11 protein-coding genes and 1 pseudogene are annotated in these 13,585 nt (G+C 61.3%); 2 read left to right on the top strand and 10 right to left on the bottom strand.

What is annotated here, in order from left to right:
* Positions 1 to 302 precede the first annotated feature (302 nt).
* Positions 303 to 482, bottom strand: coding sequence for a hypothetical protein (locus OGR47_RS20950; protein WP_165055563.1), 180 nt, complete (start codon positions 480 to 482; stop codon positions 303 to 305).
* Positions 483 to 701: 219 nt separating this feature from the next.
* Here OGR47_RS20950 and OGR47_RS20945 point away from each other — a divergent pair.
* Positions 702 to 809 (top strand): annotated as a pseudogene (locus OGR47_RS20945) (DUF736 family protein); the annotation flags it as partial.
* Positions 810 to 1,116: 307 nt separating this feature from the next.
* On the opposite strand, the gene OGR47_RS20940 reads toward OGR47_RS20945, so the two are convergent.
* From OGR47_RS20940 to OGR47_RS20925, 4 genes are read right to left on the bottom strand one after another with little or no spacing between them, the layout of a single operon-like run.
* Positions 1,117 to 1,377 (bottom strand): hypothetical protein, encoded by a 261-nt coding sequence (locus OGR47_RS20940; protein ID WP_206527499.1) that lies wholly within the window; start codon positions 1,375 to 1,377, stop codon positions 1,117 to 1,119.
* Positions 1,378 to 1,427: 50 nt separating this feature from the next.
* Positions 1,428 to 2,258 (bottom strand): hypothetical protein, encoded by an 831-nt coding sequence (locus OGR47_RS20935; protein ID WP_165055559.1) that lies wholly within the window; start codon positions 2,256 to 2,258, stop codon positions 1,428 to 1,430.
* Positions 2,259 to 2,280: 22 nt separating this feature from the next.
* Complete coding sequence (locus tag OGR47_RS20930) at positions 2,281 to 3,852, bottom strand: hypothetical protein (protein WP_165055557.1); 1,572 nt, start codon at positions 3,850 to 3,852, stop codon at positions 2,281 to 2,283.
* Positions 3,853 to 3,857: 5 nt separating this feature from the next.
* Positions 3,858 to 6,029: a S8 family peptidase gene (locus tag OGR47_RS20925; protein ID WP_246729849.1), complete on the bottom strand. Its 2,172-nt coding sequence runs from the start codon at positions 6,027 to 6,029 to the stop codon at positions 3,858 to 3,860.
* Between OGR47_RS20925 and OGR47_RS20920 the strand changes: the two genes are divergently transcribed.
* Positions 6,030 to 6,347, top strand: a complete 318-nt coding sequence (locus tag OGR47_RS20920; protein WP_246729848.1) for a hypothetical protein — start codon at positions 6,030 to 6,032, stop codon at positions 6,345 to 6,347.
* On the opposite strand, the gene OGR47_RS20915 is transcribed toward OGR47_RS20920, so the two are convergent.
* From OGR47_RS20915 to virB10, 5 genes are all read right to left on the bottom strand, one after another.
* Positions 6,344 to 7,330 carry an AAA family ATPase gene (locus OGR47_RS20915; RefSeq protein WP_165055555.1) on the bottom strand — a complete coding sequence of 329 codons (987 nt, stop codon included), beginning with the start codon at positions 7,328 to 7,330 and terminating at the stop codon, positions 6,344 to 6,346. The genes OGR47_RS20920 and OGR47_RS20915 overlap by 4 nt on opposite strands.
* A gap of 716 nt (positions 7,331 to 8,046) precedes the next feature.
* Positions 8,047 to 8,442: a hypothetical protein gene (locus OGR47_RS20910; RefSeq protein ID WP_165055553.1), complete on the bottom strand. Its 396-nt coding sequence runs from the start codon at positions 8,440 to 8,442 to the stop codon at positions 8,047 to 8,049.
* Between the two features lie 340 nt (positions 8,443 to 8,782).
* Entirely contained in the window at positions 8,783 to 11,263 is a 2,481-nt protein-coding gene (locus OGR47_RS20905; protein WP_165055552.1) for a type IV secretory system conjugative DNA transfer family protein, read from the bottom strand.
* A 15-nt stretch (positions 11,264 to 11,278) separates the two neighbouring features.
* Positions 11,279 to 12,340, bottom strand: coding sequence for a P-type DNA transfer ATPase VirB11 (gene virB11 / locus OGR47_RS20900; protein ID WP_165055550.1), 1,062 nt, complete (start codon positions 12,338 to 12,340; stop codon positions 11,279 to 11,281).
* Positions 12,222 to 13,583, bottom strand: a complete 1,362-nt coding sequence (virB10, locus tag OGR47_RS20895) for a type IV secretion system protein VirB10 (RefSeq protein WP_165055549.1) — start codon at positions 13,581 to 13,583, stop codon at positions 12,222 to 12,224. Before virB10 ends, virB11 begins: the two co-directional genes overlap by 119 nt.
* Positions 13,584 to 13,585: the final 2 nt, after the last annotated feature.

The raw sequence follows: 13,585 nt of genomic DNA, 5'->3' as shown, positions 1-13,585 counted from the left end.
CCGGGTGAGGGCGTGAAAACACGCGCGACAAGAAAGGCCGATTGGAGCCTGTAATCACCGCACTCAACTCCACTTACGGCGCCGGGCCTGACCGCGCGTCATTTGGGGGAATTTCTTTGCGCATTTCCGGAATGCTTTCGCAAAAAACGTGCGTCTGGAAAATATCGCTGGTTGGAATTGATTTCGAGCCTTCAGTTTTAACTATATCGGTCAATAACCAAGTGGATAGCAGCTTGAGCGCCGTAAAAAACCCTGCGCAGTCGCCGCCGCGCGGGTCCCTTTGTGCGGAAATTGCATAAGAATCAGGCCGAGGGCGAGGATCCTTTCGACCGGATTTCCTTCCAGATTTGCACGCAATACAGGATGCCCTTGAGCGCGACGGCGACGACCGCGAGTATCGGTCCGGCCAGCGCAGCGAGCTCCGAAATCTCTCGAAGGCGATCCATCCAGAGCGGCGCGGAGGCGGCTGCGCCGACCGCCACCCAGGCCACGCCGTCCGAGACCTTTTCGGCCTTGGAAGCGAGGACCGCTTTTGGCGCAAAGCGGTCCTGTGCGGAAGGCTGCTTTTGGCCCCTTCCGGACGTTGCGAATGTCCGCTCCTGGGCAGTTCGCTTTTGCGGCAACTCCCCTGCAGTTTTGGTGCGGCGCCCCGTTCTCAACCGGGCCTGCACACTCAACGCTCAGGCCTATTATGCCTCGGGCAGAGGCTAGACGATCCGAGCTTCCCTGCTCCGATCTACGCCACGCTGGTCGAGGTCGAAGGCGAGATCGACCTGCAGCTGATCTGGTCCCGGCCGAACCGGGACTGATCCCGAAAACCCCAACCCCCCGCCCACCAAGCGGGGCTGTTCGGCGTCAGCTGAGGCGCCGGGACAAGCGGCCTGTCTCGGCGAAGTCCACCTGAGATCAACGGGCCTCCCGCTCTCAGCGGCCAGAATCACGGTCAAGATTGCCGCGGTTGGTGAATGTTGGGGGCGTGGCGATCGATGAGGATCGTGCCATCCAGGCCAGGCGATGCGACACGATCCCGCCGACCTTGATAGTGGGCTTGATCCGAAAGAACTGCGAAAACCTCGGCTACGCGCTGCCGCCGTGCCGCGGGCGTTGCCGGGCGCTTCACCATGGCGGCCAGAATGCCTGTTCGAGATTTCGAAAGTGCGATGTGGTTCTCAGCGATGCGTCCGGATAGCCAATCGCCATGGCCACCAGCATTCGCTCTCGCCATAGCCCTACGACGCTCACTTCGGCACGCCGGCTTGAATAACCGACCGTCAGCAGCGATCGAATGATGTCCGGGCGCGTCGCCGTCATTGCGGCGACGCCGTTGAGAGCGGCGAACCGCCCTGAGAAATTTTGCGACGTGATGTGGCCAGACATCTCTTATGCAAAGTCCAGGTGTTGCCCGCTCGAAATTGGTCGGGGAGATATTATGGTCTGCCCTGATGCAAACGCCGCAAAAATGTTCGTGCGGTCACCAAGACAATATGGAGGCGAAACGTGCAATGGTCCTCGTCGGAAAGTCCGGGATGAGCACCATCCGTGTGGAGCATCTTGAACAAACCCTCGATATAGTTCTTCCCGTCTACAGACCATTCCTTGCGATTGATCGCCAAGAACTCGATCGCGTCGCTCGCGAGCATCTGGCGCAGGTTCACGCCATTCTGCAGCGTGCTCGCCCGCGCAGGATCTATGTGCCTCGCGATGTCGTTGAACAGGCCTTCGAGTGATGCACGAAGTTGCGCATTCGCCGCTTCCCAATCACCTCGCGTGTGCGCTTCAATGGCCAGATCAAGGTGCCTGAGTGGCACCGAGAATCCGAATGTCTTCAGCAGGCCGCGCACTTCATCGTCAGCAGCCGGAAGGTCGATCTCTTCCGGTAGAGCAGCACGGAGCTTGGGTGGCTGTCGCCATTCGCCCCAGCTCACCACGTAGCCGTCGCGCGCCAGTCCGCGCAGAAGGTCTCGTTGTCGTTCGCTCGACGAGTGTTCGTTCGTGAGCCCGACGGCTTCTCGAACGAAGGCCTCTGCCAAGGTAAGCGTACCATCAAGCGTTTCGATTGGGTCGGACGATCTCTCTAGCAACAAGCGCCCAAGGTGGTCACACTTCTTCTCGATTCCGAAAGCAGTGTCGGCTGGAATCTCGTCTTCGAGGGACAATCGCAACACGATCTTGTTGATCTGTGTATGGGTACGGATCACGTCGGCTAGAAACTCGTTTGCCGCAACGATTGTTGGCCTGGTGAAGGGTCTCTCTTTCATCGTCCTGCCCGCTCGATCGTCATCACGCCACTTGAGACACAGGTAGCATCACCGTACGCCAATTCTCAAAGCCGCCGGCAACAAGCGCGGGCTCGAACTTCTTCCTCTGGCGCTTTGACCGCTCAATCGCGGACTCAATGAAATCATTCGTGTCCGCACCTGCCCTTCGGACGACATCTGCTACGACGTTGGGCTGGCCGCCGACTACGGTGATCGCGTCCTCGGCGCGCTTCACGGACGCGATCGGGATCTCGATGAGCGCAGTGTATTCGGCATCACCGACTACGAGAGAGAACGGCGTCAATATTGCGTCCTGGTGCTCCACGATGGCATCGTCGGACCAGCGCGGGAAGGTCATGTGCACCCCTGGCGTCGACAGAAGCGCCAAATATTCGTTGTGTGCTTCAATCCATTCGTAAAAAGACCTCAGCTCGACTTGATAAGCGTAATGACGATTCGAGCGTGAGAGAGCCGACACGATCCTGCGAAGCGTAGGTGCGGCGTGCAGCCAATGTCCGAATGGCCCCACCTCCGGACTCATGGCGAGGTCGAGCCTTGTTCCCTTGAAACGGATGGTCAAAGTCTTCTCTTGGCGCGCAAGAATTGAGCCGACTTCGACCATGTCGACCGCTTCTTCGAAAGGGACGATTCGGTCACCATTATAGTCAAAACTCAGCCCTGCATTCTCATCGTCGAAGTCAAGAACGAATTCGAGATACCGGTTGGCGAACCGCAGCGGACCACTAACGTCTCGCTGTAGCGGAGGCGGAAAGAAGCCGTCCATCTGCAGCGAAATCCACTCGCCCTCGATCGTCGCGAGCTCGATGGTGGACGTCAGCAAGGGCGGCGCGTCCACCTCAAGGACCGCCCTGCGAAAGTGATCGCGGTCGTTTTCGAGTGCGATCCCGAACCGGCGGCGCTCGATCGTGAGGTCGAATACTCGCAGCTCGCGCGGTCCGCCGAGAAAGAGGTGACTGAGCTTTTTCGCAGCCCGTTCGCCGGGGACAAAAAAGGTTCCAACCAGCGCTTTGTCCTCAAAGCCGCAGGTCTGGCGATGAGATATTTTTGCCGCGATGTAGGTCGACACTGCGCCGCCGATCATCGTGTTAAGGGCTCTCGCCAATCCCTCCCCAGTCGGGCTGATCTCGATGGCGCGATCCAGCGGGACCGGAATGGTGGTTCTGTGGATGGAATGGTTTCCCCGTGCTTCCTCCCGGCGCACGCGCCGGAGAGTGTCCGTGACAAGCGCGTCATCGACAGGAACGAGCAAGCCGCGTGTGGGTAGCCGGGCGCCCTTCGCGTAAAACAACGTGACCACCGCCGCCGGGAGGTCGGCGTCAACAAGATGCTTCAGGGCGGACAGTTTGATCCGCGGCGCCTTGCCTGAGGTCTCGGTCGACTTCACCTGAATGAGGAATTTCGGAAGATCGTTCTGGGCGTCGAGGGGCCGGTCCCGCGTCCGCAATGGCTCGCTTTCAAGCAAGAAATCCCAACCTAACCGGTCAACGTGAGATTTCTGCGCGCGAAATCCCTCGGGCTCGCACCAGCTGAGGAAATCATTCTCGCCTATTGCCCCGATGTCCCGCCGCGCCATCGCCGTCAGGTCTCGATCGCGATCGGCACAGCGACGGCCGCTTCCACCGGTGTGAATATGTCGACCGCGGCGCCGGGCGCTCTGATGGTCACGATCAATGCGTATCGCGTGATCGCGTCGAATCGTTCCAGGTAAGGTTTTTCCTTCCACCAACCGCCGACCGGGAAGATGCCGATCGCGTCTCGCTCGGCGAGATCGGCAGCGGTGCCGGACCAGAAATCGCTATGCAGGGAGCCACGATCGCGAAACGTGCCGAGCAGCCATTCCTCTCCGCCTCCAACCGGGGCTCCCTCCTCTTCGTCGCGTGCGGCCTGATTGATGCGAGCCCGAAATTCGTCGACGGTTTCGGTCGCCGACTTAACCCGGAATCTCAGGCCGTGAGAGGCGTAGCGATGCCGACGGGTCCATCCGCGTTCGCCGGGGTTGGGTTCGATGTAGTACGACAGCGTCGCGCGGAGCTCCACATGTGCCGCGCCGAGGGCAGCCAGCTGCTCCTTGGGCCATGGCAGGCGATGTAACTTCATGTCGCGCATTTTCGCGGTCGCCCCGGCCTCGCGGTGAAACGGCTGCAATTCGTCTTCCACGATGAGCGTGAGGTCATTCACCGTCGACAGGAGCGCGCGCCCGAGATCTGGTACGCCGTAGCCATAGCGCCGCACCAGCGCCTGGATTTGACCTTTCGCGCCATTGCATGCGTCAATCCGTGCGCGCATCGCTGGTGTCCACTCGGCTGAATGGACGATCAGGGCCCGGACAGTTTCAGGCCACAGTCCGGGACGCGCCGCCAAGATCTGTCCAGCCATTCGCGCCGCGTGCGCGGTCGCGGCGCTGGTATCGCCGATGGTGGTAAAGTGGCGAAGGTCTGGACGGTAGAACGTCGTCAGAATCTGCAGATCGTCGATCGGCTCCCCTGGTAAGGCTCCGTCATGGCCGAGATTACCGCCTTCGAACACGACGTCGGGTTTCACCGGCCACTGCCTGTCCCATACGACCGACGTCCGACTGCGTGGAGAAAGCTCGCCGGCCGGCGCGATCGGCGCGTAGCCCGCATAAGCGACGTCGACGATGTCCACCTTCTCCGTGAAGGCCCCGACCGTCAGCGCGTTCCAAGCCTGGGCGGGATCATCCACAGCCTCAAGGTCGTTGCGCGTCAGATGATCCGCCGGCATGAGGTCGTCACCGATGTTGCCGGCCGAAAGGATGATCAGGCGCCGCTGTTCTTCCTCGAAACAGAGCTGGTCGACGGCCGCAGACCATGAGGTCGGCCTTCCACGCGCGGGATTTGCGCTTGTCACAGCCATGGCAATCGCCCGGCGTCGTTTCGGCGCCTGGATCTCGGCGCGCGCGATCGCTTCGCCGGTGATGGCGCCGTAGAGCTCCGGATCGTTTGCCTCTTCCTCTGGCGGCAGAATGCGAACGCTTTCGAGGCGAAAGGGCAATGGGACCGGACTGCCTGCCGCCAGGACGGGGACCAGATCGCCATACAGGCCCACGCCTGCCATCCTTGTGCCGTGGCCGTTCCAGGCTGGCGTGTCGTCGCTACCCCACGCGGGTCGAATCGTGTGCCAGTCCTCGGCGGCAAGCGCAGGTTCGATCAGCGGATGGGCTCGCCTAACCCCGCTGTCTAGGACGCAGATCGCGACGTCGGCCTGCGGTGGCGTCACGCGCTCGAGAAGCTCGTCGCTCCAGTCTCGTTGCTCGGCGCCGCCCAGCCCCATGAAGAAGGACGGCGTGTCCTTGGCGCGTCGCAGTTCTGCAACGACGTCGCTGTGCGCGACCAGCCGATCAAGCATCGCCACGCTGGCGAGGGCCAGCATGACGATGCGCTCCGGAAACCTGACGGCATGCGTCCGCACAGTTAGATTCAGCGCCTGGGCAATGCGCTCGAAATTCTCGCGCCCGCCCTCGCGCAGCCAGACCTCCCACCAAACCTGCTCGTCGGCGGCTTGAGGAAACAGGACCGCTTCATCGGTGAACAATGATCTCGCCGTCGCCAAACGCACGGTCTCAATGCGCGAGACGAGCGGTTCGTTCCGAGGTCTGCCGCGGCCTGTGTCGATGTCTCGATACGCCTCCACCTTTCGCTGATAGTAGGCTTCCGCGCGTTGCGGCACGAACACTGAAGCCGTGATCGGTGCGCCGGGTTGCACCGGCTCATGGACGGCCACGAGCTCCATATGCTGCCGACGATCGGCCAGCTGGTCGAGGCCAGCTCGCTCCGACGATGGCAGATCGATCTCAAGGTAGAAGCCGGGGGTGCCAACCGAGAGCTGTACGTTGCGCGCGGCAATCTGCTGGCGCGCACCCTCCACTGCCTGCTCAATCGATTGCAAAAGCGCGGTCGCGTGCCCTGCTCGGTCACGCGCAGGGAGTGGCGATGGCTCGATGCGTTGGTTTGGCCGCCGATACGCTTCTCGGACGCCATTGTTGAGGAGGTGGATGTGGGGACGGTCGCGCGGAAAGTCGTCTGCCATTATGACCTGTGCTATCGCTAATCAGACAGCGAGGCCTGCCGGCGTTCCGCCAGCGCGTCTAGAACCGCCTCCGTCGTGATCCGCTTCCCGCCCCGCAATATGATTGTTTTTGCTGCGTCGTCCGCTGCGCGGGTGATCTCCGCCTGGGACAATTTCTCGGCCTGAGTGATCGCCTCGTTCCAGGCAAGCCCCCTGGTGTCGAAGCGATCGAGTCGGGTCCGCAGAAGCGCCTCGATGAGCGGCCGGTCAGGGACGACGTATTCCATGACGTCGTCGAAGCGGCGAAACAGGGCCCTGTCGAGGAGCTCGGGGTGGTTCGTTGCCGCGATGATTAGGCTCTGGCTGTCCTCTTGCTCGAGAAACTGCAGGAACGAATTCAGCACGCGACGGATTTCGCCGACATCCTGGCGTTCTCCCCGACGTGCGCCGATGGCATCGAACTCGTCGAAGAAGTAGACGCCTCGCGTCGTCTGGATGGCATCGAACACGAGGCGCAGCTTGCCGGCGGTCTCACCCATAAATTTTGTGATGAGCCCATCGAGGACGATCGTGAAGAGCGGCAGATGGAGCTCGCCGGCCAAGGCCGAAGCCGTCATCGTTTTGCCAGAGCCGGGTGGACCGACGAGGAGAAGCTTGCGGCGAGGCATCAGCCCATGCTCGCGTAGGCTGACTTGCTGGCGCTGCTCGCCGAGCACGCGCTGCAGGCGATGCCGCAAGCTGTCAGGTAGAGCCATATCGGTCAGCCGCAGGTCCGGATAGCGCGCATGCAGGAGCCCCGCGAGCTCACCCTTTGGCTGAGCGAGGGGGACCGGCCGCGCGCTCTTGGCGATGCCAGCGTCCCTGCTTTTCGCCGAGTCAATCAGGTCCTTGAGTTCCTGAGCAAGCTTGCCGTGGCCCTGACGCGCTTCATGCGCAGCGAGTTGCATAGCGGTCGAGAGGAAGCGATCCTCATCACCGGCAATATGGCTCTTGAGCAGCGTCACGATGTGGCGGGCGGTGGTCATAGGCTTTTCTTCTCAGGTCTCCGTCTACGTGCCCAACGGCACGTCACGTTAACTTTTCAACCGCGATTTGTATCGCGCAATCGTGTTTTTTCCCTCGTCGACTTTCGCTGTGCCTGGTTCTGCCAATCCGGTGCGCCCCCGCTATCTGTCAGCCATCCGGAGCGATTTACCGATCCTTCCATGCGGCAACGACATTTTTTCGAGCGAGATCGGTCGGACTCAGGTTGGCTGGGGGCAGCCGCCGGGATCGAGCAGTTCCATGGAGCGGCACCTGCGTCGTCGACTCGGGAAGGCGTAGGCGCTGAGGCAAACTGGAAGGAATTCGAGAGCTTCCGGCAGAAAAGGCCACGCTGTGCGATGCGTCTCGACCGCGGCGCTCTTTGGTGATGCGTCCGGAACTTTCGCGATCAACCCGCAAGGGGTCGGCTAGCAAGCTGCCGCCGCTGCGGCTACGCCTTCGCGGTGATCGCGCCCGGAGGCGGTCCTTCGAGGAGCCATCGAGCGGGAATTGGCCCGCTCCGGATGGAGCCTCTGAATTGTCGCTCGATCTTTCCCTCGCCCAGAACCACGCCTTCCAGCTCACCCGCATCCGCGGCACGGCGCCAAGCCGGCCAGCGTTCGGGCTCACCGCGAGTAGGTGGCCAGGGCTTGCGACCCTGACCAATGTTCGTGCTGAGGCCACACGACCAGCGATGTGGCGACGGCCCCGCCCGGGCCTACGGCGGCAACGACGTCGGTCGCGTCCCTCCCGGGCCTGCGAGGCGAAGCGTTGCGGGTTGGGAAAGGGTTCGGACCTGAATATCAGAGACCACCGCCCTGGCAGGGTCTGCGGAAACCCTTAGGGCCGGTTGCGATCCCGCGAAGAACAGTCCAGCGAGGATCGCTGCCGCGAGCCGGCCCTTGGGCCCACGCCCGTCGGCCGGCGGGGTGGCGGTAGGGTCGATGAGGCCCTTGCTCACGACGCTCTGATAGGTGGGCAGGTCGTCCAGCGCGACGCGCTCACCGTCACACGGCAAGCGCAACGCGGCGATCGCCTCCAGGCAGGCAGTCTTGAGGTCGAAGTCCGTTTTGGCCTTGATCGGATCGGCCTCGACTGCCGCACTGGCGAGCACGAGCGAAAGAACAGCCTTGTTGTTGTCGATCCGGCGGATCAGATGCGCGGCGAGGGCGTGCTGTGCTGCCGGTGAAGGACATCGTCGGCGATCCTCCGCGTCAGCGAGCCCGAGGACGAACTCGTCGGCCCGCTCTCGCGCCGGCTCTTGCCTGATGCTATGCGACGGCGCGGCATCCTGTTCCCATCACCAGGACTGGCGGTTTCGGTGCGGGCTGCGCGCAGGGGCGAACCGCTCGCGATGTCCGCTTGTCGGTCCCTCTCGAACGTCAGGTTGTGGCGCTAACCGGTCATCGATTTACGGCCGCTTATGACGCATTAGCGAAATTCAAACTGACCCACTACCCAAGGCCGGTCCCTCGCCGAAATATAACGCGGAAGTCACTACCAAAGTCGCCACCGATCCGCGACCCTATCTCAGCCGCCGCGCCTCGTTGCTTCTGAATATGCTTCCAAAGATCGTTCGGCGTATCGAGGAACATCGCCATACTTAACGACAGCCCCTCGACCTCTTCGCCAAATCGCGCTTTCAGCGCGGCCGACACGACTTCACCATTCGCTTTCAGCCGCTCGACGCCCGACACCACCGCCCCGAGTCTCATTTCCGCCTCCCTTTCCAAGGTCGCGGAATCCGGGCCGCCGTCCTGGGCCACTGGCGTCTCGCCGCCGCTATCCGTCATCGCAGACGCCTCATCAGTCACCGGCGCCGCGCCCGCTGCGTCCGCCACCGGCGCCGCGTCCGCCGACACCAACTGCGCTCGATCATCATTGAGCGATCGCTTCGCCGAGATCGCCGCCTTTCGCAGATCAAGGAGCGCCTCTTCGACGCTGCGCCTTGCGAACATCCCTCGCCCGATTTTCAGCGTCCCGAGCTTTTCCGGCGACTGCCGCAACGTCGCGGCGAGCTCCGCCATGGGCTGATTTGACGCTTCTTCCATCGCGGCCACGAATTTCTCATTGAACATCGTCGGATCGACAAACGCGCGAGAGGCCAGATCGCGCACCGCCTGAATCGCCGGCCAATGACGGTGGCCGATCGCCGCACGGCCCGGCCGCCCACCCGCGCCCTCTTCGTCGGGCTCATCGTCATTGAGCGTCTTATCGCCAAGCACATTCGGGGCCGATACGAGCCGCTCGAAAGGCTGCGCCGCCTTCACCGCCTGTAGGTACTGCGCGTCGCGATAGAAATTAGCCTTCTCGAGTACCGAACCCCACTGACCGCGCAACAGCAAGACCATCTTGCCATTGTCCAGACGCCCCAAAGCGTCCGGCGAAATCAGCGGAACCGGCTCCCATCGGCGTTGAACCGAACGGCTCTGCCGCATCCCTCCCCATCCACCCGGCGAAGCCGAATTAGACTCGCCCCATCCCTCACGCAGCACATAATGCTTCCCGAGCACGCGAGAGACATAATCGGCCGTCAACTCATCGCCGATCGCCACGAACAGCTTCACGTCCATGTTCCCCAGCAGCATTTCGCGCGTGGACTTCCCGTAGGTGACATCGAGCGACGCGATGCTTTGCGACACCATCGCGATTTGAAAACCGTATCCGGCGACGAGAGGCGTGCGGTCAACAATCTCGCTTTGTTTCTTGAACTGGTAGAACTCGTCGAGCAGCAGCAGCACCTTATAAGGCTCATGCGCGCCGGGGAGATGTCGCAGCAGAACGTCGTGCACCATTTCCACAAAGAGCCGGATGACCGACATAACCGACCGCAAATTGCCGGGCGGGCTGCACAGCAGAACCGTAAACGGCTTCCGCCGAAACTCTGCTACGTCAAAGTCGGAGCAGCTCGTCGCCGCCGCGACCAGCTCATTGTTCCAAGGTTCAAGCGACGTGACGATATGAGATTCAAAAGACAGCCTTTGCTCTTCGTCGCGGCCGAGATGTTGGCGGAATTTGTCGACGATGAAAGGATGCAACTCGGGTTCGTTCACGATAATTTCCGCGAAGCGACGCCCCAAAGACGCGCCCGTACTAAACATTTTTAGGACAGATTGCAGCGTCCGCTTTCCTTCTGTCGTACGGCTTTCCAGCACATAGGCGAGCAATCCACCGAACAATCCGTGCGCGGTCTCGACCCAATACGCATCCGCGTTCACCGGGGTCTCGATCATGCTCTTTGCGATGTTCATCACATCGGTTGCGCGCGACGGCCATTCACCCACGCAATCGAGCGGATTCCACCTGTGCGACTCAACCGAGCCAGGACTGAAAACGAAAAGACGCTGGCCCATCGCTACGCGCGCCGCGCCCGTCTTCTCCAAAATTTCCTTCTTAATATCCATCGCGATCAGCGAGCCACGCCATTCAAGGGCATTCGTGAAGACGAAATTGTAGCCCTTGCCGGACCGCGACGGGCCGTTCACAAAAATGTGCGAGTCGCCGGCGTATCGCACATCCTCGCCCTCGAAGCGCCCAAGGAAAACGCTGTAACCCATGGGCGCACCGAGCAGCCTGGCCTTTCTCAGATCTTCTCTACCGGCGAGCCGAGCCCCGTCCGTTGGCGCCGGCATGCCCCGCATATGCGACACCGCTTGCGCAATCCCCGCCGCGAACAGCACCACGCCCAAAAACCAGAAGAAGCTTGCCTTCCAAATCAGGCTCCACACAACGGGCTCATGCCACCTTGCGAGCGCCACAGACAGCGGCATCAAAAATTCCGCGCGGTTGAAGAATAGTTTGAGCGCCGCCCATTTATGCGTATGCAGCCCGATCGCGACGACGAACGTCAGCTCCCAGAGCCACAGCGCGGCCGAAGCCGCAATGACGGCCGCGAACATCGCGCCGAGAATTTTCTCCGCCAGCGCGCCGCGCATTTCCCAATCCTTCTTTTAAGCGAAGCGATTAAAGTAGATTTCCGCCACGCCGCGTCGCGGCCTTCGGCGCAATTGCACGACGACCGGAACGACGAAGCGAGCGTATCGGTCGATTTCAGCCTTCGACAGCCCACGCCCCGCTTCTAATGTCGCAAGCGCCAACCGTTCGAATGCGCCTTCCGTGCTATTCGCATGAAGCGTCGTCAATGAGCCTGGATGACCCGTGTTGACCGCTTGCAGGAAGGTATAGGCTTCGGCGCCGCGAATCTCCCCGACGAACAGTCGATCCGGCCGCAGCCGGAGACTCGCTTCGAGCAGGCTTTGAACCGTCACATTCGCGAGGCCCTGCCCGCCCTTGGACGCGATCAGCGATAGCCAGTTCGGTTGCGGCGGTTTCAGCTCGGCCGTGTCCTCTATCGAAATGACGCGCTCCGTCTCAGGGATTTCCTTGAGCAGAGCGTTCAGGAACGTGGTCTTTCCAGACGACGTTCCCCCCGAGATAATCGCCGTGAAATGGTTTTTCACCGCGAATGCGAGCGCCTTCCTCATTCCCGCTGGCGTATTGACCTTCAATAACGCCGACAGCTCTTTCTCTTCCTCAGAGAGGAAGCCTTTCTCGCCGTTCTCCGCGCCCCGAACTCGCACATCATCGAAGCCCCCGAGCGTCTCATAATTCTCAAGCGTCAAATCAGAGATGACCTGCTTGCGAATTGAGAATCCGCCCCCATGGGGCGTCGCTGGAGTCAGTACGCCTTGAAACCGTTCGCCATGTGGCATCGCGGCCGACAACAAAGGCGTCGTCTCATTTACGCTTTGGTTTGTGTTGCCCGCCACATGCTCAGCTATCCGGCGAACAACATCTTGCGTTAGCGCTTCAACCTCAAAGCGTTGCATATGCGGCACGCCAAGCGCCTCAACCCAAACCTCGCCCGGTCTATTGACGCATATCTCGACGACATCAGGGTTTTGTAACCATTCGCGGATAGGCTCCGCCGCCTGGCGCAGGTAGCGCGGCAGCGTCACCCACAGCGACTCCCGGGCGTCGTCCTTTGTCCCGATTGGGATGTTGTAATTCATAGAGCGCCTCTTTCACAGGGTCCTGATACAGACCCGAAAAATCCAAGTCTCGCTTCACGAACACGATGACCTTAGCGCCCTGATCTATGTAGATCGTCGGCTTAATCCCGATCGAGTCTTTAAGCGCCTCTTGCGCCAGTTGCGTGAGGGTCCGCGCTATCGTTTGCCCGCCGATTTGCGCGCCATATTGAAGCATTTGAGCATTTTGATTGTAGAGCGCCGTTAGTTGCCCGGTGATGGGATCAAGCACATAACCCTGACCCTGATTGTTCAAGTTCATGTATTGGCCGATTGAGCCCGCCATTTGGGCGGCACCACCCACGACGGTCAGAAGCGTCGCTGACCCGAAGCGTTCGAAGTAATGATTGTCGACCTCGCCCGCCATCCCGGCACGTCCCAGATCATCCGCGCCGTTCGATCCGAGCATGAGCGAAACCCCATCCGCCCGGAGAACGCGTGTCCACACGATGAAGACGCGCGTTTGCCCTCGCGCGATTGCCGACCGATATTCGCCCGTCAGCATCGTCCCCTTCGGGAGCAGCACACGCCGGCCGTCAAAGGAATACACGTCCTCGCTCGTGATCGCGCGAACCATGCCGGGCAAATCGCTTTGGATGGCCGTTTCCAGAGACGCCCGAATAAACGTCCCTTGCGGCACCAGCGCATCAATACGATGGTTCTTACGCGCCCGCGCGACTTCGACCTCTTGACCGGCGACGTTTTGCTGAAACCGTCGATTTTCGTCTTTTTCTTCGTCCTGCGCCTGGACTCTCACAGTGCCGCCTTCGGCGGCCGCCGCCGAAGCGTCCTTTTGATCCACAATGAGCATCGGCGATCGCAAACGCGCCAGCCTTCTCGCTTCTTCCTCCTTACGACGCTTCTCGAGTTCTGCCGCTTCACGCGCCGCTGAGTCGTCAACCACCGCCTGGTCCGCTGGGACGATTACCGGCCCCTGGGAGACAGGGGCAGCCACGGGTGTTGCCGGTGGCAGCGTGAGCTTGTTTTCCTCTTTCGGCGCGGGCTTATCGAAGCTGATACCCGGTTCCATCTTCGCCGTGTTAAATACCTCCGCCGACTCGGGCGGCTTCTTCGGCTTTTTCGCATTCGAAGTGTAAGCAACTACCCCGAGGAAAAGCGCAGCGGCTCCCAAGGCCGCCGCCCCTACCATCAAATTCGGATTTGCCCCGCGCCGCGTGACTGTTTCCGCAAGCCGGCCTTCGAGCTCGAAATCATCGTTCGGCATGT

It is taken from the genome of Methylocystis sp. MJC1, assembly GCF_026427715.1.
Taxonomy (GTDB): Bacteria; Pseudomonadota; Alphaproteobacteria; order Rhizobiales; family Beijerinckiaceae; genus Methylocystis.
The sequence above is the reverse complement of the archived record's forward strand: the minus strand, read 5'-3'. Positions and strand labels throughout refer to the sequence as shown.